Annotated in this window: 31 protein-coding genes; 23 read left to right on the top strand and 8 right to left on the bottom strand. The window is 70.0% G+C overall.

Features of this window, described 5'->3' with window-relative positions; all coding sequences use genetic code 11:
• Positions 1–51: 51 nt before the first annotated feature.
• Both LVB77_RS08220 and LVB77_RS21340 read left to right on the top strand, forming a co-directional pair.
• Positions 52–219 carry a hypothetical protein gene (locus tag LVB77_RS08220; RefSeq protein ID WP_232909665.1) on the top strand — a complete coding sequence of 56 codons (168 nt, stop codon included), beginning with the start codon at positions 52–54 and terminating at the stop codon, positions 217–219.
• A gap of 23 nt (positions 220–242) precedes the next feature.
• Complete coding sequence (locus LVB77_RS21340) at positions 243–1,373, top strand: sigma-70 family RNA polymerase sigma factor (RefSeq protein WP_343226232.1); 1,131 nt, start codon at positions 243–245, stop codon at positions 1,371–1,373.
• Between the two features lie 120 nt (positions 1,374–1,493).
• Here the strand turns inward: LVB77_RS21340 and LVB77_RS08210 are convergent, their stop codons facing one another.
• A complete protein-coding gene (locus tag LVB77_RS08210; RefSeq protein WP_232909664.1) occupies positions 1,494–2,138 on the bottom strand; it encodes a calcium-binding protein in 645 nt (214 codons plus the stop codon).
• A gap of 140 nt (positions 2,139–2,278) precedes the next feature.
• Between LVB77_RS08210 and LVB77_RS08205 the strand changes: the two genes are divergently transcribed.
• The 4 genes from LVB77_RS08205 (at position 2,279) to LVB77_RS08190 (ending at position 5,476) form a co-directional block, all read left to right on the top strand.
• Positions 2,279–3,022, top strand: coding sequence for an arginyltransferase (locus tag LVB77_RS08205; RefSeq protein WP_232909663.1), 744 nt, complete (start codon positions 2,279–2,281; stop codon positions 3,020–3,022).
• A gap of 115 nt (positions 3,023–3,137) precedes the next feature.
• A complete protein-coding gene (locus LVB77_RS08200; RefSeq protein ID WP_232909662.1) occupies positions 3,138–3,467 on the top strand; it encodes a hypothetical protein in 330 nt (109 codons plus the stop codon).
• 215 nt (positions 3,468–3,682) lie between these two features.
• Positions 3,683–4,126, top strand: coding sequence for a hypothetical protein (locus LVB77_RS08195; RefSeq protein WP_232909661.1), 444 nt, complete (start codon positions 3,683–3,685; stop codon positions 4,124–4,126).
• A 123-nt stretch (positions 4,127–4,249) separates the two neighbouring features.
• Positions 4,250–5,476, top strand: coding sequence for an endonuclease/exonuclease/phosphatase family protein (locus LVB77_RS08190; RefSeq protein ID WP_232909660.1), 1,227 nt, complete (start codon positions 4,250–4,252; stop codon positions 5,474–5,476).
• A gap of 1,112 nt (positions 5,477–6,588) precedes the next feature.
• Here LVB77_RS08190 and LVB77_RS08185 read toward each other — a convergent pair.
• Positions 6,589–7,023, bottom strand: coding sequence for a hypothetical protein (locus LVB77_RS08185; protein WP_232909659.1), 435 nt, complete (start codon positions 7,021–7,023; stop codon positions 6,589–6,591).
• 53 nt (positions 7,024–7,076) lie between these two features.
• The gene (gene purT / locus LVB77_RS08180; RefSeq protein WP_232909658.1) at positions 7,077–8,276 is read right to left on the bottom strand and encodes a formate-dependent phosphoribosylglycinamide formyltransferase; all 1,200 of its coding nucleotides are present in this window, start codon (positions 8,274–8,276) and stop codon (positions 7,077–7,079) included.
• Between the two features lie 108 nt (positions 8,277–8,384).
• Between purT and LVB77_RS08175 the strand changes: the two genes are divergently transcribed.
• The 13 genes from LVB77_RS08175 (at position 8,385) to LVB77_RS08115 (ending at position 16,010) form a co-directional block, all read left to right on the top strand.
• On the top strand, positions 8,385–9,302 hold the full coding sequence (locus LVB77_RS08175; RefSeq protein ID WP_232909657.1) for a hypothetical protein: 918 nt from the start codon (positions 8,385–8,387) through the stop codon (positions 9,300–9,302).
• 308 nt (positions 9,303–9,610) lie between these two features.
• Complete coding sequence (locus tag LVB77_RS08170; RefSeq protein WP_232909656.1) at positions 9,611–10,474, top strand: SPFH domain-containing protein; 864 nt, start codon at positions 9,611–9,613, stop codon at positions 10,472–10,474.
• Positions 10,475–10,481: 7 nt separating this feature from the next.
• Positions 10,482–10,880 carry a hypothetical protein gene (locus tag LVB77_RS08165; protein WP_232909655.1) on the top strand — a complete coding sequence of 133 codons (399 nt, stop codon included), beginning with the start codon at positions 10,482–10,484 and terminating at the stop codon, positions 10,878–10,880.
• Entirely contained in the window at positions 10,877–11,065 is a 189-nt protein-coding gene (locus tag LVB77_RS08160; protein WP_232909654.1) for an Arc family DNA binding domain-containing protein, read from the top strand. The genes LVB77_RS08165 and LVB77_RS08160 overlap by 4 nt, the downstream gene beginning before the upstream one ends.
• A complete protein-coding gene (locus LVB77_RS08155) occupies positions 11,062–11,238 on the top strand; it encodes a hypothetical protein (protein WP_232909653.1) in 177 nt (58 codons plus the stop codon). The genes LVB77_RS08160 and LVB77_RS08155 overlap by 4 nt, the downstream gene beginning before the upstream one ends.
• A 40-nt stretch (positions 11,239–11,278) precedes the next feature.
• Positions 11,279–11,425, top strand: a complete 147-nt coding sequence (locus LVB77_RS08150) for a hypothetical protein (protein WP_232909652.1) — start codon at positions 11,279–11,281, stop codon at positions 11,423–11,425.
• Position 11,426: 1 nt separating this feature from the next.
• Positions 11,427–11,972: a hypothetical protein gene (locus LVB77_RS08145; protein ID WP_232909651.1), complete on the top strand. Its 546-nt coding sequence runs from the start codon at positions 11,427–11,429 to the stop codon at positions 11,970–11,972.
• A 9-nt stretch (positions 11,973–11,981) separates the two neighbouring features.
• Positions 11,982–12,782 carry a M15 family metallopeptidase gene (locus tag LVB77_RS08140; protein WP_232909650.1) on the top strand — a complete coding sequence of 267 codons (801 nt, stop codon included), beginning with the start codon at positions 11,982–11,984 and terminating at the stop codon, positions 12,780–12,782.
• Positions 12,783–12,845: 63 nt separating this feature from the next.
• A complete protein-coding gene (locus tag LVB77_RS08135; protein WP_232909649.1) occupies positions 12,846–13,151 on the top strand; it encodes an NIPSNAP family protein in 306 nt (101 codons plus the stop codon).
• Positions 13,148–13,582: a GNAT family N-acetyltransferase gene (locus LVB77_RS08130; protein ID WP_232909648.1), complete on the top strand. Its 435-nt coding sequence runs from the start codon at positions 13,148–13,150 to the stop codon at positions 13,580–13,582. The genes LVB77_RS08135 and LVB77_RS08130 overlap by 4 nt, the downstream gene beginning before the upstream one ends.
• Before the next feature lie 4 nt (positions 13,583–13,586).
• Positions 13,587–14,072, top strand: a complete 486-nt coding sequence (locus tag LVB77_RS08125) for a metal-dependent hydrolase (RefSeq protein ID WP_232909647.1) — start codon at positions 13,587–13,589, stop codon at positions 14,070–14,072.
• Between the two features lie 163 nt (positions 14,073–14,235).
• On the top strand, positions 14,236–15,333 hold the full coding sequence (locus LVB77_RS08120) for an acyltransferase (RefSeq protein WP_232909646.1): 1,098 nt from the start codon (positions 14,236–14,238) through the stop codon (positions 15,331–15,333).
• Positions 15,330–16,010 (top strand): methyltransferase domain-containing protein, encoded by a 681-nt coding sequence (locus tag LVB77_RS08115; RefSeq protein WP_232909645.1) that lies wholly within the window; start codon positions 15,330–15,332, stop codon positions 16,008–16,010. Before LVB77_RS08120 ends, LVB77_RS08115 begins: the two co-directional genes overlap by 4 nt.
• A gap of 97 nt (positions 16,011–16,107) precedes the next feature.
• On the opposite strand, the gene LVB77_RS08110 is transcribed toward LVB77_RS08115, so the two are convergent.
• The 5 genes from LVB77_RS08110 to LVB77_RS08090 form a co-directional block, all read right to left on the bottom strand.
• A complete protein-coding gene (locus tag LVB77_RS08110) occupies positions 16,108–16,791 on the bottom strand; it encodes a DNA-3-methyladenine glycosylase 2 family protein (RefSeq protein ID WP_232909644.1) in 684 nt (227 codons plus the stop codon).
• Positions 16,792–16,794: 3 nt separating this feature from the next.
• On the bottom strand, positions 16,795–17,166 hold the full coding sequence (locus LVB77_RS08105; RefSeq protein ID WP_232909643.1) for a DUF423 domain-containing protein: 372 nt from the start codon (positions 17,164–17,166) through the stop codon (positions 16,795–16,797).
• 247 nt (positions 17,167–17,413) lie between these two features.
• Positions 17,414–18,490 (bottom strand): SRPBCC family protein, encoded by a 1,077-nt coding sequence (locus LVB77_RS08100; RefSeq protein WP_232909642.1) that lies wholly within the window; start codon positions 18,488–18,490, stop codon positions 17,414–17,416.
• A 306-nt stretch (positions 18,491–18,796) separates the two neighbouring features.
• On the bottom strand, positions 18,797–19,474 hold the full coding sequence (locus tag LVB77_RS08095) for a response regulator transcription factor (protein ID WP_232909641.1): 678 nt from the start codon (positions 19,472–19,474) through the stop codon (positions 18,797–18,799).
• Positions 19,471–20,676, bottom strand: a complete 1,206-nt coding sequence (locus LVB77_RS08090; protein WP_232909640.1) for a sensor histidine kinase — start codon at positions 20,674–20,676, stop codon at positions 19,471–19,473. Before LVB77_RS08090 ends, LVB77_RS08095 begins: the two co-directional genes overlap by 4 nt.
• A gap of 183 nt (positions 20,677–20,859) precedes the next feature.
• Here LVB77_RS08090 and LVB77_RS08085 point away from each other — a divergent pair, with 183 nt between their 5' ends.
• Genes LVB77_RS08085 through minE form a run of 4 tightly spaced genes read left to right on the top strand, consistent with a single transcriptional unit; the run spans position 20,860 to position 23,345 of the window.
• Complete coding sequence (locus LVB77_RS08085) at positions 20,860–21,474, top strand: GNAT family N-acetyltransferase (RefSeq protein WP_232909639.1); 615 nt, start codon at positions 20,860–20,862, stop codon at positions 21,472–21,474.
• Positions 21,471–22,247, top strand: a complete 777-nt coding sequence (gene minC / locus LVB77_RS08080) for a septum site-determining protein MinC (protein ID WP_232909638.1) — start codon at positions 21,471–21,473, stop codon at positions 22,245–22,247. The genes LVB77_RS08085 and minC overlap by 4 nt, the downstream gene beginning before the upstream one ends.
• A gap of 25 nt (positions 22,248–22,272) precedes the next feature.
• The gene (minD, locus tag LVB77_RS08075; RefSeq protein WP_232909637.1) at positions 22,273–23,082 is read left to right on the top strand and encodes a septum site-determining protein MinD; all 810 of its coding nucleotides are present in this window, start codon (positions 22,273–22,275) and stop codon (positions 23,080–23,082) included.
• A 2-nt stretch (positions 23,083–23,084) separates the two neighbouring features.
• Positions 23,085–23,345, top strand: a complete 261-nt coding sequence (gene minE, locus LVB77_RS08070) for a cell division topological specificity factor MinE (protein ID WP_232909636.1) — start codon at positions 23,085–23,087, stop codon at positions 23,343–23,345.
• Positions 23,346–23,387 lie beyond the last annotated feature (42 nt).

The raw sequence follows: 23,387 nt of genomic DNA, 5'->3' as shown, positions 1-23,387 counted from the left end.
CATTCCCCACCGTCCCGCGTCCCGGTACAGGTCACCCTGCCCGGAACCGCCATGACGCCGCCCCCCTTCACCCTTTGCACCGCGCTCGCAATCGCCGTCGATCTGCTGGGCCCGCTGAGCACCGCCGCCATCGGCGCCGCGCTGGTTATTCTGGGCGCCCTGGGCGGCGCCGCCGACCTGCCCGCATACCTGCCCGCCTGCCTGGCCTGCCAGCCTTGAACGCCGTCACGACCGCCGACGTCCTGCTCACCGCCATCGATGCCGACCTGCCCGCGGCGGCGGCCGGCGACCGTGCCGCGTATTCGCGCATCGTCGCGCTGTGCCAGAACTCGGTGACCGCGATCGCGCTGGCGATCGTGCGCGACGTGCCGGCCAGCGAGGACATCGCCCAGGAGGCCTTCCTCAGCGCCTGGCAGAACCTGCGCCGGTTGCAGAGCCCGTCCAGCTTCCTGCCCTGGCTGCGTCAGATCACCCGCAACCTCGCCCGCGACCATCTGCGCGCGCAGCGGCGCGCGCCGCGCGGCGTCGACGACGTCGAGGCGGCGATCGAGGCCGCGGCCGATCCGCAGCCCAATCCCTTCGAGCAACTGCTGGACGAAGAACGCCAGGCCGTCGCCGCCGAACTGATTTCGGCCCTGCCCGACGACAGCCGCGAAGTGCTGCTGCTGTACTACCGCGAAGGCCAGAGCTCGCAGCAGGTCGCGTCCCTGCTGGGCCTCAGCGACGCGGCGGTGCGCAAGCGCCTGTCGCGCGCGCGCGCCAGCGTGCGCGAGGACATGCTGGCGCGCTTCGGCCGGTTCGCCGCCGACAGCGCGCCGTCGATCGCCTTCACCAGCATGGTCGCGACCGCGCTGACCCTGGCCAGCCCGCCCGCGGCCGCCGCGGGCCTGCTCGGCGCCGGCGCGGCGGCCGGCGCCAAGACCTTCGGCCAGGTGCTGCTGGGCGCGGCCGGCAGCATCGGCATCGCCGCGGTCGCGGCCTTCGCCGGCATCTACCTGGGCCTGCGCAAGCAACTCAAGGGCGCGATCGACGATGCCGAACGCTACGCGCTGGTGCGCAGCGCGGTGATCTGCGCGCTGGCCTCGATCGCGTTCGTGGTGCTGCTGCTGGCGATCGCGCACAGCGGCCGCGGCGGCTGGTGGCTGCCCAGCCTGACCACGCTGGGTTTCATCGCCGCGGTGCTGTGGCAGACCAGCGTGGCGCAGCCGCGCATCCTGCGCCGCCGCCACGCGCTGGAGGCGCAGCGCGACCCGGTCGCGGCCGCGCGCCGGCGCCGCTGCGAGCGCATGCAGTCCTGGATCGGCGGCGCGATCGGCGTGGGCTGCGGCGTGGGCGGCTTGATCGTCGGTCTGATCCAGTCCGGCCGCCTCTAGGCCTCGCGCCGAAAAAAAACCCGTGCCGCGGGACGCGGCACGGGAATCTGGAGGGGCAAACCTTCCGTTTACTTGCTACTGCCGGGTGCTACGTACAACGCCGGTGCGACCGGCCACGCGTCAGCGGCGCGGCGGGTGGCGCAAATCCTCGCGGGTCAGATAGCCGTCGCGGTCCTCGTCCATGAAGGCGAAGGCCTTGGCCAGGCGCGGCATCTTTTCGCCGACTTCGATCTTGCTGAGCTTGCCGTCGCGGTTGAGGTCGGCTTCGGCGAAATGCTGCTCGAAGCGCTTGGCGCGCTCGGCCTCGCGCTGCGGGCGCTCGCGCTCGTGGAACGCGCGCAGTTCGCTGCGCACCACGTAGCCGTCGCGGTTGCCGTCGATCTGGGCGAACTTGTCGCCGATCATCGGCAGCTGGGCGGCCTCGGCCTTGCTGATGCGGCCGTCGCCGTCGGCGTCGGCGGAAATCAGCCCGCCCATGCCGCCGTGGCGTCCGCCGTGACCGCCGCGTCCGCCCTTGCCGCCGCGGCCGCGGTGCGAGGGGCGCTCGTCGGCGCTGAGGCGGCCGTCGCGGTTCTTGTCGAGGGCGTCGAACTTCTCGGCCAGGCGCGGCATCGCCGCGGCTTCGCTGCGGTCGATCGCGCCGTCGTTGTTGCGGTCCAGGCTGGGGCGCTGCGGACGGTCGGGGCCTTCGCCCTGCGGTGCGGCCAGCGCGGCGCCGGCGACGGCGGCCGCCAGTGCGGCGACCAGCACGATGGAACGTTTCATGCGGTGACTCCTGCCAGGGGCGCCGGGCGGCGCCGATGCACAGGTCAACGCCCGGGCCGGCGATCGGTTGACACGGCTGCGTGCATAAACGTGAACGCCGCGCTAGCGCGGCGGCCCGGGGACGGCGCTATGCTCACGCCATGGGCACCCAACCGCAGCCGGAGAACGAGGATCTGCGCCTGTTCCACACCGGCGAGCACGCCTGCGGCTATTGGCCGGAGCGCGTCGCCCGCGACCTGGTGCTGGACCCGCGCGATCCGCGCCTGCGCGCCTGGTACCCGCACGCGCTGGGCTGGGGTTTCCGCCGCTCCGGCGACATCGTCTACCGCCCGCACTGCGCCGGCTGCCGCGCCTGCGTGGCGGTACGCATTCCGGTCGACCGCTTCCGCCCCGACCGCAGCCAACGCCGCTGCCTGGCGCTCAACGCCCAGGTCGAGATGCGCGTGCGTCCGGCCGAGCGCACCGAGGAACACCTGGCGCTGTATCGGCGTTACCTGGGCGCGCGCCATGCCGGCGGCGGCATGGACGGGCACGGCGCGCCCGAGTTCGACCAGTTCCTGATCGGCAGCTGGAGCGAAGGCCGCTTCCTGGAACTGCGCGAGCAGCGCCGCCTGCTGGCGGTGGCGGTCACCGACGTGGTCGACACCGCGCTGTCGGCGGTCTACACCTTCTACGAACCCGAACTGGCCGACCGCGGCCTGGGCACGCTGGCGATCCTGCGCCAGATCGAATGGGCCAAGCGCGAACGGCGCGAGCATCTGTACCTGGGTTACTGGATCGCCGGCCATCCGAAGATGGACTACAAGCGCCGCTACCGTCCGCTGGAAGGCTTCGACGGCCACGAGTGGCGCGATCTGGACATACGCGACTTCATCAAGCTGTAACCGCGTTGCTCTACATAGGCAGGGATTTCGGAATCGGCGTCACGCGACGCCGCCCGAATGCGCTACGCGGCGACGGATCCCGCGCCCCACGACCCTCTAGTGCAGCCCTCCCCTCATGAACACATCCGCCTGGTCCCTGGCCGCTGTCGCGGCCGCCTGCCTGTCGTTGTCCGCCTGCTCGTCCGCCAGCGGCAGCGGCGGCAAGATCGAAGACGCGATCGGCGTCGTGCAATGCGACCAATACCTGGCCAAGGTCGCCGCCTGCATCAACGAAAAAGTGCCCGAAGCGCAGCGCCTGCAACTGCGCAGCAGCGTGTCGGCCGAATACGCGACCTGGAAGGAAGCGCTGGCCAATCCGACCCACCGCGCCGCTCTGCCGCAGGCCTGCGCCATCGCCGAGGAACAGGCCAGGGACGAATACGCACGCTACGGCTGCGCGATGTAAGACTGCGCCGGGCGGCCGGCCGCGCCGGTGCCCGCACGCACCGATTCCATGTCCGATAGCCGCCTGCGCCGCGACCGGCGGCGCAGGCGTTTTACGATGCGCTAACACAGTGCGGCGCCGACTCGTATATCTAGTGGCCCGTCGTTTAGCGACGACCGAGTCGGCACTGTGTTCGGCATGGAGCCGCCGCCTACCATTCATTACGGGGAAATTCGATGAAGCACACCGCTCTGATCCTGGCCGCCGCCATCACCCTGGCGCTGGCCGCCTGCACCAAGCCGGCCGACAAGCCGGCCGACGCCGCCGCCGACCCGGCTGCCGCCACCGCCACCTCGACGCCGGCCGAGACCATGCCGACCGATGTGGCCGCTCCGACCGCGACCTCGGTTCCGGCCGACACCGCGGCGGCGCCGGTCGCCGCCGCCGACAGCGTCGGTATTCCGGAGTGCGACGACTACCTGAACAAGGTCAGCGCCTGCCTCGCGGACAAGGTGCCGGCCGATCAGCGTGCGATGTTCCAGACCGGTCTGGACAGCAGCCGCGCCTCCTGGAAGCAGGCGGCCGCCAACCCGGCCTCCAAGGCCGCGCTGGCCAGCGCCTGCAAGACCACGCTGGAGCAGATGAAGACCTCGCTCAGCGCTTACGGCTGCACGCTGTAAGCCCGTAGCGACACGCAGCACCCGACGCCCCGGTCCGCCGGGGCGTTTTTTTTTTTTTGCGCGGCCGGCGCCCTCGCGCGACTGTCATCGAAGCCGTGCGGCGCGCATGCGATCATGCGCGCCATGCGCAATCGACTCTCCGCACTGCTTCCCTTCGCCCTGCTCGCCGCCCTCGCCGCCGGCTGCGTGCGCGTCCAGGTCCACGGCGCGCCCGACGCGGCAAAGGCCCCGGCCATGAACGAACGCGGCGCCTTGCGCATCGCCACCTACAACACCTCGCTGTACGACGACGCCGACGGCGGCCTGGTGCGCCGCCTGCAGGGCGACGACGCCGGCGCGCGCAAAATCGCCGCGGTGCTGCAGCGCGCGCGCCCGGACATCGTGCTGCTCAACGAATTCGATTACGACGCCGACGGCCGCGCCGCGGACCTGTTCCAGCAACGCTACCTGGGCGTGGGTCAGCATGGCGGCACCGCACTGCGTTATCCCTACCGCTACTTCGCGCCGGTCAACACCGGCGTGCCCAGCGGCCTGGACCTGGACCACGACGGCCGCGTCGGCGGCGACGGCCGCGCGCGCGGCAACGACGCCTGGGGTTACGGTCTGCATCCCGGCCAGTACGGCATGCTGGTGCTGTCGCAGTACCCCATCGACGCCGCGCAGGCGCGGACGTTCCAATTGCTGAAGTGGAGCGCGCTGCCGGGCGCGCGCGTACCGCGCGATCCCGCCACCGGCGCGGCCTGGTATCCGCCGGCGATCTGGTCGCAGCTGCGGCTGTCGTCGAAATCGCATTGGGACCTGCCGGTGCGCACGCCGCTGGGCACGATCCACGTCCTGGCCGCGCATCCGACCCCGCCGGTGTTCGACGGCCCCGAAGACCGCAACGGCGCGCGCAACCACGACGAGCTGCGGCTGTGGGCGGAGTATCTGTCGGCCGGCGAAAAACCCTGGCTGTGCGACGACCGCGGCGCCTGCGGCGGACTGGCGGCGGACGCCGCGTTCGTGATCCTGGGCGACATGAACGCCGATCCCGTCGACGGCGACGGCGCGCGCGGTGCGATCGCGCAAGTGCTGGACCACCCTCGCGTGGACGCCACCCACCTGCCGCGCAGCGCGGGCGCACCGCAGCGCGCGGCCGAGTATGGGCTGCCGCGCAAGGGCGACACCGCCACCCACACCGGCGACTTCGGCGCCAAGGCCGGCACCCTGCGCCTGGACTACGTGCTGCCCTCGCGCGGCTTGAACGTGCGCGACAGCGGCGTGTTCTGGCCGGCACGCGAGAGCGCGGACGCGGCCTACGCCGACGGCAGCGATCATCATCTGGTGTGGATCGATCTGGCTAAGCCGTAAGGCGTTTGGTGGCGATGCGGTTCGCTGCGCTCACCGCATCCTACGGCGTGATCCGCCGCGCAGCGCCCGCTTTCTGTGGGAGCGGCGCGAGCCGCGATGGACTGCGCCTGCGTCGTGCCTACGGCCACCGACTCCCTCGCACCGCTCGTAGGGTGCGGTGAGCGCAGCGAACCGCGCCATGCGAGGCCCGGCCACAGCGGCGATGCGGTTCGCCTACGGCTCACAGCATCCTACGAATTCCCACATCGCCGTTGCCGTTGCCGTTGCCGTTGCCGTTGCCGTTGCCGTTGAGTTTGCTCCGGCATTGAAGTCCATAGAACCGAAGCCACACGACCATTCCCAGACCCGGAGGGCGGCGCGCAGGACGCGCGCCGTTTTTCGATAAGACAGGGATGTCTTATCGAAAAATCCCGGCGCAAGAACCGAAGCCACACGGGAGCTCTGGGCTCAGACCCTTCTCTTTGGTTACTTTCTCTTGGGTCAGCAAGAGAAAGTGACCCGCATGCGCAGCAGGCGGAAGCCTTTGACCTTCGGTCAGAAGAAGCGAAGACAACAGCAAGAGCAAATCCTCCCCAACCCGCCCGGCCAACAGGCACAGCCTGTTGTCGTTCACCCGTGCACGAACCTGCGGTTCGTAAACGCACGGCTTCACCCTTTGTCAAAGGAGGGAGCCAAAAGCGTGACGCCGCGATCTGGAGGCCATCGGAACCGAATAGGCGCGGCCGCCGGGATTCGAGGTCGCGGCTCACGCCGCTCCTACAGAGAGCGCTAGCAAGAGAAAGTGACCCGCATGCGCAGCAGGCGGAAGCCTTTGACCTTCGGTCAGAAGCAACAGAGTAAGAACAAAAGCAAATCCTCCCCAACCCTCCTTTTCCAAAGGAGGGAGCTAAAAAGCACAGCGCCGGAATCTCGAGGTCATCGGAACCGAATAGGCGCCGTCACCGGGATTCACGGTCGCGGCTCACGCCGCTCCCACAGAAGGCGGCTCACAAAACTTGGGCAGCAACACCTTCAACCCGGCGTTCAGCCGCGCACGAACCTGCGGTTCGTAAACGCACGGCTTCACCCTTTTATAAAGAAGGGAGCGCATCCGAAGGGAGGTGGACTAATGCCTATTGCTCGGGCTCGTCGCCACCCGGCTTCGCCGCCACCACTGGCTCGGCCTTGGCCGGCGTAGGCGCGGGGACCGGCGCTGGCGCTGGCGCTGCCGCCGGCGCGGCGGGCGTGGGCGCAGCCGGCACCACCACCGTCGGCACCGCTTGCGGCACGTGCGCGGGGCGCGGGCCGAAGCCGAAGGCCTCGTCGCTGCGCGCCGAGACGATCATGCGCACCATACTGGTCGGCACCATCAGTTCCAGCGACACCGGCCGGCCTTCGCTGGTCTGCATCTCCAGGGTCATTTCGATCAGCGCGCCGGCGGTGTCGATCTCGCGGCACAACACATGCGGTCCGGCCGCGCCGTCGAGCAGGTAAGGCTTGATCGCCTCGCCCAGCACCTCCAGCGCCTGCGGGAATAGGAACACGGCATAGCCTCGGGATTCTTCCATCGCGCATCCCCCCTGTCGGGATCGTGGTTCGGATCAGTGTAGGGCGGCCGCGCTCAGCGCAGCTCGATGTCCAACGCCGCGGCCGCGCGCCGCGCGTGCTCGCGCGCGCCGTCGACGTCCTCGCCCAGCGCGAGCGTCACCGCTACGCGGCGGTGGCCTTCCACGCGCGGCTTGCCGAACAGACGCAGTTGCGTGTCGGCCTGACTCAGCGCGGCGTCGACGCCGTTGAACACCGGCACGCCGTGGCCCTGCGCGAGCACCGCGCACGAGGCCGACGCGCCGTGTTCGCGGATGGCCGGAATCGGCAGGCCGAGGATCGCGCGCGCATGCAGCGCAAACTCGCTCAGATCCTGCGAGATCAGGGTCACCAGGCCGGTGTCGTGCGGGCGCGGCGAAACTTCGCTGAACCAGACCTCGTCGCCCTTGACGAACAGCTCCACGCCGAACACGCCCCAACCGCCCAGGTCGTCGGTGATGCTGCGCGCGATGCCCTGCGCGCGCGCCAGCGCGCGCGTCGACATCGGCTGCGGCTGCCAGCTTTCGCGGTAGTCGCCGTCGCGCTGCAGGTGGCCGATCGGCGCGCAGAACGTGGTGCCGCCGACGTGGCGCACGGTCAGCAGGGTGATTTCGTAGTCGAAGTCGATGAAGCCTTCGACGATGACGCGGCCGGCGCCGGCGCGGCCGCCGGTCTGGGCGTAGTCCCAGGCCTTGTCGACGTCGTCGGCGCCGCGCACCAGGCTCTGGCCCTTGCCCGAGGACGACATCACCGGCTTGACCACGCACGGCAGGCCGATCGCGGCGACCGCCTCGCGGTAATCCTCCAGCGTGTCGACGAAGCGGTAGGGCGAGGTCGGCAGGCCCAGGGTTTCGGCGGCCAGGCGGCGGATGCCTTCGCGGTCCATGGTCAGGCGCGCGGCGCGCGCGGTCGGGATCACGCGCGTGTGCGTGCCGCGCTCGGCGAATTCCTGCTCCAGTTCCACCAGGGTCTGGGTGTGGATGGCCTCGATCTCCGGCACGATCAGGTGCGGGCGCTCGGCGGCGATCAGCGCGCGCACGGCCTGGCCGTCCAGCATGTCCAGCACGTGGCTGCGGTGCGCGACCTGCATCGCCGGCGCGTCGGCGTAGCGGTCGGCGGCGATCACCTCCACCCCGTAGCGCTGCAGTTCGATCGCCACCTCTTTGCCGAGTTCGCCCGAACCGAGCAGCAGCACGCGGCAAGCGTGCGGGGACAAAGGCGTACCGAGGGTGATCATGCGCGTTCTCTTGAAGGTGGGGCCGTAGGCTGACGCTAGTCTAACTTTCCGCGCGTCCGGCCGGGTCCGGATCTGTCTGGACGCGGAGCCGCATGCGATGCTGTGGGCATGCCGCGTTCCGTGCCGCTACCGCTGCGCGCCGTCGTTCTCGCCGCAGCCCTGGCCGCGGCGGGCGCCTGCGCGCGTCACGAGCCGGGCGAGCCCGGCAGCGAGCTCAGCGGCATGCTGGTGGACGGCCAGCTCGACGAAATCAGCGGCCTGGCCGCCTCGCGCCGGCATCCGAACGTGCTGTGGATGATCGACGACGGCGGCAATCCCGAACGGCTGTTCGCGGTCGGCGACGACGGACAACGCCTGGCCACGTTCCGCATCGAGGGCGTGACCAAGACCGATTGGGAAGACGTCGCCGCGTTCCGCCTGGGCGGCCGCAACTATCTGCTGATCGCCGACACCGGCGACAACGGCGGCCTGCGCCGCAGCCTGCAACTGCACGTGGTGGAGGAACCGGCCAAGCTGGAGAACGCGCGCCTGCGTCCGGCCTGGTCGATCGCGTTCCGCTGGCCCGACGGCGCGCGCGATTGCGAGGCGGTGGCGGTGGACGCCGCCAATGGCCGCATCCTGCTGATCTCGAAAAAGCGCCAGCCGCCGGAGCTGTTCACCCTGCCGCTGCGGCCGGCCGGCAACGGCCTGCTCACCGCCCAGCGCGCCGGCGCACTGGCCGGGGTGCCGCAGCCCAGCGCGAAGGACCTGGAGCGCAAGCCGCGCAGCGCGCGGCTGCAGAGCCAGGTCACCGCCGCCGACGTCTCGCCGGACGGGCGCACCCTGGCGGTGATGACCTACCGCTACCTGCTGCTGTACCCGCGCCGCAACGGCCAGAGTTGGAGCGCGGCGGTGGCCGCGCCACCCAAGCTCACCCCCCTGCCCTGGCTGCCCCAGGCCGAAGCCCTGGGCTGGGCCGCCGACGGCCGCAGCCTGTACGCGACCGGCGAATTCGTGCCCGCGCCGCTGTACCGCATCACGCCCTGAGCGGCGCTGCGCAGTCTGCTTCCGGGTAGAAGCGGCGCAAGCCGCGACCACGCAATTCCAGCCAGCCCCAGCCATGCGAGCACCCGCTCTCTGTGGGAGCGGCGTAAGCCGCGATCGAAGCACCGGGATCGCCCGGCGCAGCGATCGGCCGCCCCATCGCGGCTCACGCCGCTCCCACAAGAAGTCACGGCGCCGCAGTTTCGGGATAGGGCGCAGACGCCCGTTACCGCTCGTCGGATCCCGCTTGCGTCGCCTGATATCAATTTGATATCACTATCTCGAACCCATCGACGACGCGAGAACGCGCCATGAAAGAGAACCCGACCCGCTCCCTGCCCGGCATTCCGACCCTGCTGCTCCTGTTGGTGGCCGGGGCGCTCGCGTTCTGGCTGTTCATCGACGGGGTCGCGAGCAAGGCCGAGCTGCAGATCGGCGCCGCCATCGCGATCGGCGTCGCGCTGTTTTTCGGCCTGGTCGGCCTGTACAAGGTCGAGCCCAACCAGGCCGCCGTGCTGAGCCTGTTCGGCAAATACGTCGGCACGGTCAAGGACAACGGCCTGCGCTGGAACAACCCCTTCTACGCCAAGAAGAAGGTCAGCCAGCGCGTGCGCAACTTCGAAAGCGGCAAGCTCAAGGTCAACGAACTCGACGGCAGCCCGATCGAGATCGCCGCGGTGATCGTCTGGCAGGTGGTCGATTCGGCCGAGGCGGTCTACAACGTCGACGACTACGAAAGCTTCGTCCACATCCAGTCCGAATCGGCGCTGCGCGCGATGGCCACCAGCTATCCCTACGACCAGCACGAGGACGGCCAGCTCGCCCTGCGCAGCCACGCCGCCGAGATCTCGCAGCACCTCAAGGACGAGTTGGCCGAGCGCCTGGCCGACGCCGGCGTGGAAGTGCTGGACGCGCGCATCAGCCACCTGGCCTACGCGCCGGAAATCGCCCACGCCATGCTGCAGCGCCAGCAGGCCAACGCGGTGATCGCCGCGCGCACCCGCATCGTCGCCGGCGCGGTCGGCATGGTCGAGATGGCGCTGGCCGAACTGCAGAAGAACGGCGTGGTGCAATTGGACGAAGAGCGCAAGGCGCAGATGGTCAGCAACCTGCTGGTGGTGCTGTGCGGCGACCGCAGCACCCAGCCCATCGTCAACGCCGGCACCCTGTACTGAGGCGCGCATGAACCTGTCCGACAGCCCCTACGTCCTGCCCGCGATCATGATCGTCAGCGGCCTGCCGACGCTGATCGCCGCGGTGCTGGTGTCGCGCGGCAACCTGCACCTGATCAACGGCCTGGACGCGACGCGCCTGCGCGATCCGGCCGCAGCCGCCGCGCGGTTCGCGCGCCTGCTGGCGCTGGTGTCGATCGCGATCTTCGCCTCGGCGCTGGGCTACTACTGGGCCCACGGCGACGACAGCCGCACGCTGTGGGTCACCGTGGCGCTGCTGGTTGCGGTCAACGGCCTGGCCGTGGCCCTGCTGCTGGCGGTGGCGCGCGCCAAGCGCGATTACCGCAGCCCCGGCCATAACCGGCGCGACGACGGCGCCCGCGACGAACCGCGGAACCGCCGTCGGTGAGCGAGAAGAAAGCCTATCCGCTGCGCATCAACGCCGACGTGCTGGCGGCGGCGCAGCGCTGGGCCGACGACGAACTGCGCTCGCTCAACGCCCAGATCGAGTACCTGCTGCGCGACGCCCTGCGCAAGGCCGGACGCCTGCCCCATCCCAAACCCACCTCACCTGAAGAGACGGACGACGCATGAGCCAGAAACAATGGAAGTACCACGTCAGCGAGATCGGTCCGCACCTGTTCGGCGCCTCCACCACCCAGCGCATCAGCGACGAACTGGCCAAGCGCGGCGCGCTGGGCTGGGAACTGGTGTCGGTGAGCTTCGACAGCGTCACCACCCGCTTGTTCTTCAAACAACCCGCCTGAGGCGCCCGTCGGCGGCGCCGGCACTGCGAAGGAGACCGCCATGCTGCATATCGTGAAATTGATCGAACGCCGTTATCCGCGCCAGGGCGACGGCCGCTCCGCACCCGCGGCGCGGCTGACCACGGTCGCGCTGCTGGCGCTGTCGGCCGCCGCGCTGATGGCCGGCGTGCTGCTGCAGCTGCGCTGAGATGCGCGGCTACGCCGTCGTCGCACCCGGCCGGGGCGCGCTGGTGGTACCGGCGCTCTCGCTGGGCATGGCGCTGCTGGGCGTGGCGTTCGCCCTGCTGCGCGCGCCGCAGGATCCCAAGGTGCTGCAACTGCTGTGGTTCGCGCTGCCGGCGCTGGCCGTGGCCGTCGGCCTGATCTGGGTGGGCGCGCGCCGGCGCGCGGTCGAACTCGACGCCGACCTGCTCACGGTCAAGGCCGGCCCGCACACTTGCAAGGTCGCGGTGGCGCAGTTGGACCTGCAACACGCGCGCATCGTCGACCTCGACGAACACACCGGCCTGCGGCCCTCGATCAAGACCTTCGGCGTCGCCCTGCCCGGCTACAAAGCCGGCTGGTTCCGCATGCGCGAGGGCTGGCGCAAGGCCTTCTGCCTGCTCACCGGCTACCGGCGCGTGCTGTGCCTGCCGCCACGCGGCGACGGCGCCACGCTGCTGCTGTCGCTGCAACAGCCGCAGGCCTTGCTGGATGCGCTGCAGGACGTGGCAAGGCGCGCCCGCAGCCGTTAACCTGCACGCATGCGCGGCACCGTTCCGGTCCTGATCAACACCCCCGACATCGAGCTGTGGCCCGGCGGCCTGCTGCGCGCGCGCAGCAATCACGACGCCCGCGCGCTGTCGCGCGCGCGCCACGTGCTGCGGCGCAAGCGCGACGGCCAATACCTCGCCGCCGACCTGCCCGAAGGCTTGCTGCCGCTGATTCCGCACCTGGGCCACGAGCCCGGCCTGGACGCCGCGCTGGACGCGATGGAGCATCACTTCAGCCTGCGCCGCGCCGGCCTGGAGCGGGTGAGCGCGTTGCCGCTGGACCGCCTGGAAGAACGCCTGGCTTGGCTGGGCCTGGACCAGGCCTACGGCGAGCGCACCGGCCTGCCGCTGGTGCCGGAGCCCGACCGCCTCGCCTACGCCGGCCACGACCGCTACCGCCGCCCGCTGTGGCTGCATCCGCGCGCGGCGCGCGCCTGGACCCACCTGCACGCGGCGGCGCTGCGCGACGGCGTGGTGCTGGAGGCGATCTCCGGCTATCGCAGCCACGACTACCAGCTGGGCATCTTCGAACGCAAGCTCGCGCGCGGGCAAAGCGTCGAACAGATCCTCACCGTCAACGCCGCGCCCGGCTACAGCGAGCACCATTCCGGCCTGGCCCTGGACATCGGCGCACCCGACGAGCCGCCGGCGGAAGAATCGTTCGAGCGCACCGCCGCCTTCGCCTGGCTGCGCGCGCAGGCCGGCGGCTACGGTTTCGTCATGAGCTATCCGCGCGACAATCCGCACGGCATCGTCTACGAACCCTGGCACTGGCGTTTCGACCTCGCCTGATCGCGCCCGCGACCGCCGCGCTACGATGCCAGCCCGCGCCGCGCGCGCCACCGGGAGCCGATCTTGATCACCTGTTACCTGCGCTACGTGCTGGACCCGGCCAAGCTGGCCGAGTTCGAAACCTACGCGCGCATGTGGATCCCGCTGGTGCAGCGCCACGGCGGCACCCACCACGGCTACTTCCTGCCCGGCGAAGGCCCCAGCAACATCGCCCTGGCGCTGTTCTCCTTCCCCAGCCTGGCCGAGTACGAGGCCTACCGCAGCCGCGCCGCCGTCGATCCCGATTGCCAGGCCGCGGTGCGCTACTACGAGGACACGCGCTGCTTCCTCAGCTACGAGCGCAGCTTCTACCGGCCGGTGCTGGAGTGAGCGCGGTCGAGGTGCGATTGCTGGGCCGCGACGAGGCCGGCGTGCTGGCGCGCGTCGCCGACGACGTCTTCGACGGCGCGATCGACCCGCGCTGGGCCGGCGAATTCTTCGCCGATCCGCGCCACCACCTCGCGGTCGCGCTGCTGGACGGCGTGGTCGTCGGCATGGCCTCGGCGCTGCACTACGTGCACCCGGACAAGCCGCCGGCGCTGTGGGTCAACGAGGTCGGCGTGAGCGCCGCGCAGCAGCGCCAGGGCATCGGCCGGTGTCTGCTAGACGCGCTGCTCGCGCATGCGCGCACGCTGGGCTGCCACGAGGCCTGGGTCGGCACCGAACTCGGCAACGCCGCCGCGCGCGCGCTGTACGCGTCGGTGGGCGGCCAGGAAGCGACGATGGTGGTGGTCGCGCTGCCGCTGGACGCGCAGGGCTAAGCGCATGCCGTTCACGCCGATCCACCTCGGCCCCGGCCTCGCGCTCAAGGCCATCGGCGGCCGCCACTTCAGCTTCATGGTGTTCGGCGGCGCGCAGGTGCTGATGGACATCGAACCGCTGATCGGCATCCTGCGCGGCTGGGCGGTACTGCACGGACGCACGCACAGCCTGATCGGCGCCTTGCTGATCGGCCTGCTCGCGGGCGCGATCGGCAAGCCGATCAGCGCCGCATGCCTGCGCTGGCTGCGCATCCCGCATGCGCCGTTCACCTGGCGCGCCGCGTTCGCGGGCGGCCTGATCGGCACCTACTCGCACGTGCTGTTGGACGCGATCATGCACTACGACCTGCAGCCGGCCTGGCCCTGGTCGCCGGCCAATCCCCTGCTGCGCTGGATCTCGGTGGACGCGCTGCATCTGTGGTGCGTGGCGCTGGGCGGGTTCGGCTGCGCCGTGCTGGCCGCACGCGCGGCCTGGCGCCGCCTGGAGTAAAGCCGGGCGGCGCGGGCTCCAGATCGGGCACAATGCGCCGATTCCGCCACCCACTCAGGACCCGGCATGACGTTGCAGCAGGCCCCAAACCGACACGGCCAGTGGCAGGCATGTGTCGGCAACGCCGACGTAGAGTTCGGCGACTGATGCGGCACGCAATCGCATGACCCCGCGCACCCTGGCCGAGGGCCATGCCCAGCCACGCAACAACTTCAACCTGATCCGCCTGGTCGCGGCCTGGCTGGTGATCTACGGCCACAGCTACGCGGTCACCGCCAGCGGCGGCCAGGACCTGTTGCTGCAGCTGGTGCAGATCAAGTTCGCCGGCGGCATCGCGGTGGACATGTTCTTCGTGATCAGCGGCTTCCTGATCGCCGCCAGCCTGGAACGCAATCGCCTGGCCGGCTACGTCGCCGCGCGCGCGTTGCGGATCTTCCCGGCCCTGATCGTGTGCGTGGCGCTGTCGGTGCTGGTGCTGGGGCCGTGGCTGACCACCGCGGCCGACTACTGGAGTTCGCCGCAGACCTGGAAGTACCTGCGCGCCAACGCCCTGCTCAGCCGCGACACCCAGTACTTCCTGCCGGGCGTGTTCGAGACTTTGCCCAGTCACGCCATCAACGGCTCGCTGTGGTCGCTGCCGATCGAGGTGCGGCTGTACCTGTGGCTGGCGCTGATCGGCCTGCTGCGCTTGCTGCCGCGGCTGCGCTTCAACCTGCTGTGCGTGGCGCTGCTGATCTTCGGCGTGGTCAAGTACGGCGGCCAGACGCTGTCGCCGGAAAAGATCAACTGGCTGTACTGCACGGCCTACTTCCTCACCGGCAGCCTGGCCTGGGTCAACCGCGACCGCGTGCCGCTGCGCTGGTGGCTGCTGGCGCTGGTGCTGGTGGCGGCGGCGCTGCTGCGCGGCAGCAGCTACTACTACCTTGGGTATTTCGTCGCCCTGAGCTACACCACCTTGTTCCTGGCCTTCGTGCCGCGCCTGCCGCAGATCCGCCGCACCGATCTGTCCTACGGGCTGTACCTGTACGGCTGGCCGGCGCAGCAACTGGTGCAGCACTACGCGCCCAGCACCGGTCCGCTGATGAACACCCTGTGGGCGACCCTGATCGCGGGCACGCTGGCGGCGCTGTCCTGGCATCTGGTCGAACGCCCGGCGCTGCGCCTGAAATCGCGCTTCGGCGCGCGCAACGATCCGCATGCGCCGGCGGCGGCCGAACCGGCCGGCGGCGGCGCCGTTGCCGCGAACGCGCCGCGCGAATGAGCACGCACGACGACCGGGCCGTGCTCGCCGCCTGGCAGCGCAACGCCGCGCCGTGGACGCGCAGCGTGCGCGAGCACGGCATCGAGAGCCGGCGCCTGGTCACCGACCGCGCCATCATCGAGGCGGTGCTGCGGCAAGCGCCACGCGAGGTGCTGGACCTGGGTTGCGGCGAAGGCTGGCTGGCGCGCGCGCTCGCCGCGCAGGGCCTGTCCGTCACCGCCGTCGATGCGGTGCCGGCGCTGGTCGATGCGGCGCGCGCGGCCGGCGGCGGCGAGCGCTATCTGGCCCTGACGTACGCGCAGATCGCACAAGGCGCCTTGGACACGCGCTACGACGCCGCGGTCTGCAACTTCTCTCTGATCGGCGAGGCCGACGTCGAATCCTTGTTGAGCGCGCTGCCGCGCCTGCTGCGACCCGACGGCCGCGCGATCGTGCAGACCCTGCACCCGATCCTGGGTTGCGGCGACGCGCCGTATGTCGATGGCTGGCGAGCGGGCTCCTGGGCCGGTTGCGAAGGCGACTTCGCCGAGCCGGCGCCGTGGTATTTCCGCACGTTGAGCGGCTGGTTGGCGCTGTTGGCGCGCTGCGGCCTGCGCCTGCTCGAAATCGAAGAACCGTTGCACCCGCACACGGGCCGGCCGGCGTCGCTGATCCTGATCGCGCGACCGGCACCGTAGCGACGCCGTAGGATGCGGCGAGCGCAGCGAACCGCATCGTCGCGCGGCCCCAACAAGCGCCGCGACACGACACATCGTTCGCCTCTTCCGCCCCGATTCAATCCTGCGACCGCTTGGTCGGCTTGACCTCGGCTTTGCCCGGCATCGCCAGATCGGCGATGCGCCACAGATACAGGCTGGCGTAGCTGCGGTACGGGCCCCAGCGCTCGCCGATCTCGGCCAGTTCCTTCGGCGTCGGCATGGCGTCGAGCCGGTCCACCGCCTGCGCGCCCTTGCGGATGCCCAGGTCGTCCACCGGCAGGATGTCCGGGCGGCCGAGGCGGAACATCAGCATCATCTCCACCGTCCAGCGGCCGATGCCGCGGATCGGCACCAGCGCTTCGACGATGGCGTCGTTGTCCATCGTGCTCATGCGCCGCAGGTCGGGCACTTCGCCGCGCGATTCGCGCAGCGCCAGATCGCGCAAGGCCAGCAGCTTGTTGCCCGACACGCCGCAGGCGCGGATCGTGGCGTCGTCGCAGCGCGCCAGGGTGTCGCAATGGAAGCGGTCGCTGGCGATCGCGGTCTCGACGCGGCCGACGATGGTCGCCGCGACCTTGCCGCTGAGCTGCTGGTACAAAATCGCGCGCGCCAGCGCATCGACCGGATCGAAGCGCTTGCGCCAGCGCGGATCGGGCGCGATCGGGCCGACCTTCTTCATCCATGCGGCCAGCTTGCGGTCGCGTTTGGCCAGGTGGGCGTAGGCGGCGTCGGTGTCGAAACCGCGGCGGTGGCGCGGCATGGCTCAGCGCCTCGCGGCGTCGGCCGCGTACAGCAGCCAGGCCAGGATCATCAGGCTGCCGCCGAACGGCAGCATGCGCGTGCTGGTGCCGAAGAAATAGGCCGAGGCCAGGCCGCCGGCGAACAGCAGCACGCCGATCAACAACGCCGCCAGCGCGATCCGCGCCAGCCGGCGCGCCGCGGCCGGCGCCAGCGCGGCCAGGGCGACGCCGTGACCGAAAGCGAACAGCGCCGCCATCTGCAGGCGCGACTGCGCGGCGGGATCGGCGACGTGCGCGGCGTAGGCCGACAGCGCGACCGAGACCGCGGCGAGCACCGCGCCGGCGACGGCCAGGGTGCGCGTGGACGCGGGTTTGGGAGTGTGGGACGGCGTCATGCCTAAGGGCCAACGGGTGCGTGTCGGCACGATAGCAGGCGGGCTGCGCGCCGCAAGCGCCGGTCCTGCGAATCGGAGGTGGCGGGCTGGAATGTATTCGGCGGGATACGTCGTTGGCGTATGCGCGGCGCGGCGCGCATCGCGGCTTACGCCGCTCGCACAGAAAGCGGCCGGCGCCGATGCGCGGCGCACAAAAAAACGCGCCGCGGAATCCGCGGCGCGTTTCGTGCAACACAACGAGTAAGGCTTATTCCTTGACGGTCCAGTACACGTCGTAGTCGCCTTCCTCGGTGAAGCTCTTCTCGACGCCGGCCTTCCAGGTCTCGTACGGACGGTCGATGGTCTCGTCGCCCTGGGTCATGGCCCAGGCGCGCAGCGCGTCGCGGACCTTGGGCAGGTTGGCCATGTGGCCCTTGAACGGCACGGTGGCGACCTTGGCCTGGCCCAGGAACACGGCCTTGACCGGGCCTTCGACCTTCACGTCCAGCTCGGTGGCCGGACCGGTCGCGCCGACCTTGCGCACCGGCTGGGCGACGTCGAACGAATAGGTCTCGGTGCCGAACTCGTTGGTGATGATGCGCATCGGACCGGCGGCTTCCAGGCCGTTGGCGGCCATCACCTTCTTGATCCATTCCATGTTGCTGTTCATCTGGCCCTGGACCTTGGCGTTGTCGCGGTCCACGGCGGCGGTGACGATCAGCAGGTTCTCGGCTTCGCGCTGGACGAACTTCGGCTTGTTGGCCGGGTTGTCCTTGCTGAGGTCGGCGTAGTCGAGGTTAGGCACCGCGGCGAGCATGTTGCTCAGGCGCGACAGGCCGAGCTTGATGTCCTCGCCGACGCTGCTGCTGACGTACAGGCCGGAGTAGCGGCCCAGCATGTTCCAACCGTAGTCGACGTCGTAGGTCTGGGTGATCTCGACGTTGCGGTTGTTGCGGCCGGTCGGACGCAGGGTGAATTCGGTGCGCTTGTTGTCGCCGCGCAGGATGTCGTCGATCTTGTAGGCGACGCGCTTACCCGGCTCGGAGGCGGTGATTTCCCAGCTGCCGTCGCCCAGGTTCTTTTCCTTGGAGGTGTACTCGAGGCGCGCGCCCACGCCGGCGTCCGGGCCGGCCAGCTTCAGCTGCATGTTCGGGTCTTTCATGACCAGCGGATTCCAATCCTTGAACCGGTGCAGGCTGTTCAAGGTGTCGAACACGATGGTCATCTTGCGGTTGGTCTCAACCGAGTGCGACAGGTGACGGCTGGACGGCAGCGCAACGCCGACGACCAGGAACAGCACGGCGACGATCGCCAGGGAAATCAAAAACTCGATCAGACGGGTCATTCAGGTTTCTCCAAGGCCGGGACCCGGATCGGGCCGGGGCGCAGACCCACAATCGTATCAAGGAAGCCGGTGTCGGGGCAGTCATCCGTCGCAACCGCCCCATGCGGGCAAGCCGGCGGCGGGCGACGGACCGCGACGCCCCGCAAACGAAATCGCAACCTACGGCAAAGCACGGACGCGCGACCGGCGGCGAACGCGCCGCGAGCCGCCGCGATCGGGACTTTAACGAGGGCGAAACGGGCGCCGGGCGCGACGCGCGGGGCGGTCCCGGCCCGGCGCGATGCGCCGAACCGGGGCGCAGCCGGATCAGACCAGCTGCAGCTCGAAGGCCTTGAGCACGGCGCGGGTGCGGTCGCGCACGCCCAGCTTCGACAGGATGTTGGAGACATGGTTCTTGATCGTGCCTTCGGCCACGCCCAACGAGTTGGCGATCTCCTTGTTGGAGAAGCCGCCGGCCATCAGGCGCAGGATCTCGGTCTCGCGCTCGGTCAGCGGGTCCGGGCGGTCCAGGCTGACGAAATCGTTGCGCATGTGCTCCAGGCCCGACAACAGGCGCTGGGTGACCGCCGGCTGCACCAGCGAGCCGCCGTCGGCGACGGTCTGGATCGCGCCGACCAGCTGTTCCAGCGACACGTCCTTGAGCAGATAGCCCTTGGCGCCGGCCTTGAGCCCGGCCAGCACCAGCTGGTCGTCGTCGAAGGTGGTCAGGATGATGGTCGGCGGCAGGTTGCCGGCCCGGGCCAGGGCCTGCAGGGCCTCCAGGCCGGACATCACCGGCATGCGCATGTCCATCAGGACCACGTCCGGACGCACCTGCGGCACGATTTCGACCGCCTGGCGGCCGTCGCCGGCCTCGGCGACCACTTCGATGCCCTCGGCCAGCGCCAGCAGCGAGCGCACGCCCTGGCGGACCAGGGTCTGGTCGTCGACGAGCAGGACACGGATGGTGCGGGCGGGACGGGCAGTGTCTGAGCTGGGGGTCATGCGGTGACTCCTTCACAGGCGGCGGCCGCGGCCGCCGAGGCCGGCAGCGTGAGATGCAGGCAAAAGCCTGCCTCCGGCCGGGTTTCGATACGCAAATCGCCACCGTGCTGGACCAGGCGCTCGCGCATGCCGCGCAGTCCATTGCCGGAGACGGGATTGTCGGCGCCGTGGCCGTCGTCGCGCGCGTCCATCACGATGCAGTCCTTGTCGCGGCGGACCTGGATGTCGAGATGGCGCGCGCCGGCGTGGCGCACGGCGTTGGTGATGATTTCCTGGGTGCAGCGCATCAGCACGTGGGCGCGCTCGGGATCGTCCAGGGTCAGCGGGCTTTCGATGTCCATGCGGATGTCGAGCGCGGGCACGTTCTCGGCCAGCGGGCGCAGGGCCACGGCCAGGTCGATCGCGCCGTTCTCGCGCAGCTGGCTGACCGCCTCGCGCACGTCGGTCAGCAGCAGCCGCGCCAGCGCGTGGGCCTGCTGCACGTGTTCCTTGGCGCGGCCGTCGGACAGGTGGCCGGCGACCTCCAGATTCAGGCTCAGCGCGGTCAGATGGTGGCCCAGCAGGTCGTGCAGCTCGCGCGAGATGCGGGTGCGCTCGTTGATGCGCGCGCTCTCGGCCAGCAGGGCGCGGGTGGCGCGCAGCTCGGCGTTGAGGCGGCGCTGCTCCTCGCGCGCCTGGGTCTGCTGCAACGCGACCAGCGCGGTCACGAACACGAAGCTGGAGAAGCCCATGTACAGCAGCGACTGCAGCACCGCCACCAGCGGCGGGATGTCCAGCGCCTGCACGAACACCGGGGTGATCGCCAGGTTGCCGACCAACAGCCAGACGATGCCCACGCGCAGCGGCAGCATCCACGGCAACAGGCCGGCGATGACCATGAACAGCACGCTGCCCAGGCCGGTGTTGGAGTAATAGCTGACGCCGATCGCGCAGCCGGTCAGCACCAGCAGCAGCAGGTGGTCGACGATGCCGGTCTGGCGTTCGCCCAGCGAGCGGGTGATCCACCAGTAGACGATGCCGAAGGTCAGGTAGACCGCGACCCAGCGCAGAACCTGCAGGTAGACCGGCACCAGCGACTGGCCGGGCTCGAGCTGGAAATAGCCCGGGTCCAGCCAGATCGACAGCAGCCAGCAGCCCAGCAGGCCCCAGGTGAACAGGCCGGCGTAACGCAGCAGTCGGGTATGGGTGAGGCGCGCCAGCATGAACGCATGCTAACGGCTGGCGCCCGGCCCGGAGCCGTCCGAAAGTCATGGGCGCCGTGCCGCGCGGCCGGCAGCCCGATTCGGCATGGCCGTCGCGGCGGTCGCCCGGAGGGGGCGGCCATGCGATAATCGGCGCCGCCGGCCACCGATTTCGTGGCCGGCTTGCGAATACTGGAGCCTGGAATGTCGATCGTCGTCCGCGACGTGCGTGAGCACGAGCTGGATTCCGTCCTTGCACTCAACAACGCTGCCGGACCTGCGATCCTGCCGCTGGATGCGGCGAGACTGCGCCACTTCTTCGACCGCGCCGAGTACTTCCGGGTCGCCGAGCGCGACGGAACCATGGCGGGTTTCCTGATCGGCATGGGCAGCCACAGCGAACACGACAGCAGCAACTTCCGCTGGTTTCGCGAGCGCTATCCGGACTTCTTCTATATCGACCGCATCGTGGTCGCCAGCCGCCGTCGCGGCGGCGGCGTCGGCCGCGCGTTCTATGCCGACGCCCAGAGCTACGCCGAGCTGCGCTATCCGCAGCTGGCCTGCGAGGTGTTCCTGGAAGGCGGCAACGATCCGGCGCTGCTGTTCCACGGCAGCTTCGGCTTCCGCGAGGTCGGCCAGCACGTGATGGCCGAGGCCGACGTGCGCGCGGCGATGCTGATGAAGCCGTTGTGCAGCTACGCCTGGGTGCGCGACACCTACGGCGACGATTTGCCCGATCAACCCTGGCTGACCCGTCCGCGCACCGCCCTCGGTCACGACGACTCCCTGGCGCGGCGCCCGACGGGTACCTGCCCGTGAGCGTGGCGGTGGATTACGAACAGGCGGGCGAACTCAAGATCGGCCAGGTCGGCATCGCCAACCTGCGCGTGCGCACGCTGGACGTGGCGCGCCTGATCGAGGAGATGCGCGGCCGCGTGCAGCGCGCGCCCAAGCTGTTCGGCCGCGCCGCCGTGGTCATCGACTTCGGCGGTCTCAGCCACACCCCGGACGCCGCCACCGCGCAGGCGCTGCTGGACGGCCTGCGCGCCGCCGGCGTGCTGCCGGTCGCGCTGGCCTACGGCACCAGCGAAACCGAGCGCCTGTCCGAGGCGCTGGGCCTGCCGCTGTTGGCGAAATTCCGCGCCCAGTACGAGCGCGGCGACGACGAACCCGCGCCGCCCCCGGCCGCCGCACCGGCGCCCGCACGCCGCGAAGCGCCCGCCGCGGCGCCCGCGCCGGCCAAGATCGCCGCAGCCGCCGCCGCGCCCGGACTGATCCAGTCCGCGCCGGTGCGCTCGGGCCAGCAGATCTACGCCGAGAACCGCGACCTGACCGTGCTGACCGCGGTCGGCGCCGGCGCCGAGGTGATCGCCGACGGTTCGGTGCACATCTACGGCCCGCTGCGCGGACGCGCGCTGGCCGGCGCCCAGGGCAACGCCCAGGCGCGCATCTTCTGCCGCGAGTTCCATGCCGAACTGGTGGCGATCGCCGGCAATTACAAAGTGCTGGAAGACATCCCCAAGACGCTGCGCGGCAAGGCCGTGCAGGTCTGGCTCGAAGACGAACAGATCATGATCGCGGCCCTTGATTGAGGCCGCACTTTAGGAGGAATACAACTTGGCCGAAATCATCGTAGTCACCTCGGGCAAGGGCGGCGTCGGCAAGACCACGACCAGCGCCAGCGTCGCTTGCGGCCTCGCGCGCCGCGGCCACAAGGTCGCCGTGATCGACTTCGACGTCGGTCTGCGCAACCTCGACCTGATCATGGGCTGCGAACGCCGCGTGGTGTACGACTTCGTCAACGTCGTCAACGGCGAGGCGACGCTCAAGCAGTCGCTGATCAAGGACAAGCGCTTCGACAATCTGTACGTGCTGGCCGCTTCGCAGACCCGCGACAAGGACGCGCTGACCAAGGAAGGCGTGCAGAAGGTGCTCGACGATCTGATCGCCGACGGCTTCGACTACATCGTCTGCGACTCGCCGGCCGGCATCGAGAAGGGCGCGTTCCTGGCCATGTACTTCGCCGACCAGGCGGTGGTGGTGGTCAATCCGGAAGTGTCCTCGGTGCGCGACTCCGACCGCATCCTCGGCCTGCTCGCGTCCAAGACCCGTCGCGCCGAGAACGGCGAGCGCGTCAAGGAGCACCTGCTGCTGACCCGCTACAGCCCCAAGCGCGTGGAAACCGGCGAGATGCTCAGCGTCGGCGACGTCGAGGAAATCCTCGGCCTCAAGACCGTGGGCGTGATCCCCGAATCCGGCGACGTGCTCAACGCCTCCAACAAGGGCGAGCCGGTGATCCTGGAGACCGAGTCCGACGCGGCCCAGGCCTACGACGACGCGGTCGCGCGCCTGCTCGGCGACACCCGCCCGATGCGCTTCGTGCAAGTGGAAAAGAAGGGCTTCTTCAGCAAGATCTTCGGAGGCTGAGCATGGGACTGTTCGACTTCCTGCTGGCCAAGAAGCAGACCGCCTCGGTCGCCAAGGACCGCCTGCGCATCATCGTCGCCCACGAGCGCGCCGGCCGCGGCGGCCCGGAGTACCTGCCGATGCTGCAGCGCGAGCTGCTCGAGGTGATCCGCAAGTACGTCAACGTCGACGTCGAGTCGGTCAAGGTGGACCTGGTCAAGGAAGGCGAGCACGACGTGCTCGACATTTCCGTGGCCCTGCCTGACCGCCCCAGCGCGGCTTGAGGAGTGCGAGTGCGGAGTAGCGAGTGGGGCGTAACGCCGCTT

Origin of the sequence: Lysobacter sp. 5GHs7-4 (assembly GCF_021284765.1) — a bacterium.
In the GTDB taxonomy this organism is placed as follows: Bacteria; Pseudomonadota; Gammaproteobacteria; order Xanthomonadales; family Xanthomonadaceae; genus Lysobacter.
Note: the sequence above shows the minus strand (reverse complement) of the source record. Positions and strands in the feature narration are given on the sequence as shown.

What these genes read in the sequence shown, in the direction of transcription:
- LVB77_RS08220 (WP_232909665.1), top strand. Translation starts at nt 52, where the DNA reads ATGACGCCGCCCCCCTTCACCCTTTGCACCGCGCTCGCAATCGCCGTC.
- LVB77_RS08210 (WP_232909664.1), bottom strand. Translation starts at nt 2,138, where the DNA reads ATGAAACGTTCCATCGTGCTGGTCGCCGCACTGGCGGCCGCCGTCGCC.
- LVB77_RS08205 (WP_232909663.1), top strand. Translation starts at nt 2,279, where the DNA reads ATGGGCACCCAACCGCAGCCGGAGAACGAGGATCTGCGCCTGTTCCAC.
- LVB77_RS08200 (WP_232909662.1), top strand. Translation starts at nt 3,138, where the DNA reads ATGAACACATCCGCCTGGTCCCTGGCCGCTGTCGCGGCCGCCTGCCTG.
- LVB77_RS08195 (WP_232909661.1), top strand. Translation starts at nt 3,683, where the DNA reads ATGAAGCACACCGCTCTGATCCTGGCCGCCGCCATCACCCTGGCGCTG.
- LVB77_RS08190 (WP_232909660.1), top strand. Translation starts at nt 4,250, where the DNA reads ATGCGCAATCGACTCTCCGCACTGCTTCCCTTCGCCCTGCTCGCCGCC.
- LVB77_RS08185 (WP_232909659.1), bottom strand. Translation starts at nt 7,023, where the DNA reads ATGGAAGAATCCCGAGGCTATGCCGTGTTCCTATTCCCGCAGGCGCTG.
- purT (WP_232909658.1), bottom strand. Translation starts at nt 8,276, where the DNA reads ATGATCACCCTCGGTACGCCTTTGTCCCCGCACGCTTGCCGCGTGCTG.
- LVB77_RS08175 (WP_232909657.1), top strand. Translation starts at nt 8,385, where the DNA reads ATGCCGCGTTCCGTGCCGCTACCGCTGCGCGCCGTCGTTCTCGCCGCA.
- LVB77_RS08170 (WP_232909656.1), top strand. Translation starts at nt 9,611, where the DNA reads ATGAAAGAGAACCCGACCCGCTCCCTGCCCGGCATTCCGACCCTGCTG.
- LVB77_RS08165 (WP_232909655.1), top strand. Translation starts at nt 10,482, where the DNA reads ATGAACCTGTCCGACAGCCCCTACGTCCTGCCCGCGATCATGATCGTC.
- LVB77_RS08155 (WP_232909653.1), top strand. Translation starts at nt 11,062, where the DNA reads ATGAGCCAGAAACAATGGAAGTACCACGTCAGCGAGATCGGTCCGCAC.
- LVB77_RS08150 (WP_232909652.1), top strand. Translation starts at nt 11,279, where the DNA reads ATGCTGCATATCGTGAAATTGATCGAACGCCGTTATCCGCGCCAGGGC.
- LVB77_RS08145 (WP_232909651.1), top strand. Translation starts at nt 11,427, where the DNA reads ATGCGCGGCTACGCCGTCGTCGCACCCGGCCGGGGCGCGCTGGTGGTA.
- LVB77_RS08140 (WP_232909650.1), top strand. Translation starts at nt 11,982, where the DNA reads ATGCGCGGCACCGTTCCGGTCCTGATCAACACCCCCGACATCGAGCTG.
- LVB77_RS08125 (WP_232909647.1), top strand. Translation starts at nt 13,587, where the DNA reads ATGCCGTTCACGCCGATCCACCTCGGCCCCGGCCTCGCGCTCAAGGCC.
- LVB77_RS08120 (WP_232909646.1), top strand. Translation starts at nt 14,236, where the DNA reads ATGACCCCGCGCACCCTGGCCGAGGGCCATGCCCAGCCACGCAACAAC.
- LVB77_RS08115 (WP_232909645.1), top strand. Translation starts at nt 15,330, where the DNA reads ATGAGCACGCACGACGACCGGGCCGTGCTCGCCGCCTGGCAGCGCAAC.
- LVB77_RS08110 (WP_232909644.1), bottom strand. Translation starts at nt 16,791, where the DNA reads ATGCCGCGCCACCGCCGCGGTTTCGACACCGACGCCGCCTACGCCCAC.
- LVB77_RS08105 (WP_232909643.1), bottom strand. Translation starts at nt 17,166, where the DNA reads ATGACGCCGTCCCACACTCCCAAACCCGCGTCCACGCGCACCCTGGCC.
- LVB77_RS08100 (WP_232909642.1), bottom strand. Translation starts at nt 18,490, where the DNA reads ATGACCCGTCTGATCGAGTTTTTGATTTCCCTGGCGATCGTCGCCGTG.
- LVB77_RS08095 (WP_232909641.1), bottom strand. Translation starts at nt 19,474, where the DNA reads ATGACCCCCAGCTCAGACACTGCCCGTCCCGCCCGCACCATCCGTGTC.
- LVB77_RS08090 (WP_232909640.1), bottom strand. Translation starts at nt 20,676, where the DNA reads ATGCTGGCGCGCCTCACCCATACCCGACTGCTGCGTTACGCCGGCCTG.
- LVB77_RS08085 (WP_232909639.1), top strand. Translation starts at nt 20,860, where the DNA reads ATGTCGATCGTCGTCCGCGACGTGCGTGAGCACGAGCTGGATTCCGTC.
- minE (WP_232909636.1), top strand. Translation starts at nt 23,085, where the DNA reads ATGGGACTGTTCGACTTCCTGCTGGCCAAGAAGCAGACCGCCTCGGTC.